Below are 1,506 nucleotides of genomic sequence, written 5' to 3' on the forward strand. Positions count from 1 at the left end.
GCCCGCGCCGGGCCGCCAGGCCAAGCCGCCTGCGGCGGTCGCCTACGGCGAGCCCGGCACCCCGACACGGCCCGCGGCGGCTGACGCCTGCCCGACCGACGAGGGAGCCCCCCGACCGGAGTCGTCGTACGGCGTTCCGACGCCGGAGCAGAAACGGCATGTGACCTGCGCGAATGCCTTGACGTGACCCCTAGCAGTTGATTGAATTAGCAGTGTCGGAACGGGGCGGGAATCCCGGACCGGCACCACCGAAGACCTCAACGACAAGGACCGGGAACACATGACCGAGACCGAAGCGGGGGAGCGGGCGGCACTGCCCGAGTGGCTCACCGACGTTGCGGAGGACCACGAGGAGGACGCGGCCGCGCTGCACCAGGCGGCCAATCACCCGGACCTGATCGAGTGTCGTCGCACGGCCGATCTTCTCGTCGACTTCACCCAGGCGCACCCGGACGAGGAGGCTGACGGGTGGGCGCTGGACGCCATGCTCCGCGTCATCCAGTGCGCGTACGCGATCGTCGACGGCGAGGCCGAGGAGGCCGCGGAGTGCGGCCGCACGGCGAAGGGCGAGCGCGCCGCGATGACGCTGGACCGACTGGAGTCCGAAGGCACCGCCGCGACGGCCGCCGAGCGCCTGGTGGCCCTGGACCGCGAGACCTACGAGCTGTTGCAGTGGTACGCGGGACCGTGGCCGGTGGAGTGGCTGTTCCCCCCGGCGAAGGACGGCCAGGGCCGCGTGATCCGCCCCCGGATCGTGGTCCTGTTCACCGGCCCCGGCGGACTGACGCACGGCATCCTGCGCATCCTGCGCGCCAACGTCGACATCGTCGGCGTCGACCTGGACCGCGGCGCCGTGGCGACGTCGACGGCCGCCGGACACCGCACCATCCACGCCGACGTCACCGACCTGGACCCCGAGCACCCCTGCCTCCAGCACGTCACCGGGATCGCGCTCACTCCGCCGTGCCAGGCCTACAACCCCTCGGGGCTGCGCAAGGGCCACTACGCAGGCGCGATCGAGCTGATCGAGCGCACCGTCCTGGAGGCCGCCGCGGCCGCCGGATTCTGCCCGGTCATCACCACTGGCGGCAACGTCGCGCCCGGCTGCGAGGACGGCTACGCGCCCCGCTCCCGGATGACGTGGGACGAGGTCCGCGAGCCTCTGCAGCAGCTGGAGGACGCCCGCGCCGGACTGATGGCGGAGGTCGTGATCTGGCCCCTGGCGATGCTCGCCCGCGGCGGCAGCGTGGAATGGGTCGCCGTCGAGCAGTCGAGTGCCCTGCCCGCCCGGATCGAGGCCGCGCTGATGGACCGGCTGAGCGAGGCCGGGTGGCACACCACCGAGGCGTTCACGCTGGACGCGGTCGACTACGGCTCCGCCTCACACCGCAAGCGCCGCCTGATGGCCGCCTACCGCGGCGAGCGCCCGTTCGTCGACCTGACGCCCACCCAGCCCTTCCCCGTCACGACGTTCGCCGAAGTCGTCGGATGGCCCGCCGGACGCAA

The 1,506-nt window shown here is 72.6% G+C and carries 2 pseudogenes; both read left to right on the forward strand.

The annotated features are described in order from the left end of the window. Positions 1–187: pseudogene (locus tag ACWFRU_RS42350) on the forward strand (hypothetical protein); the annotation flags it as partial. A gap of 93 nt (positions 188–280) precedes the next feature. Beyond that, positions 281–1,506 (forward strand): annotated as a pseudogene (locus ACWFRU_RS42355) (hypothetical protein); the annotation flags it as partial.

Source organism: Streptomyces sp. NPDC055099 (assembly GCF_053607685.1).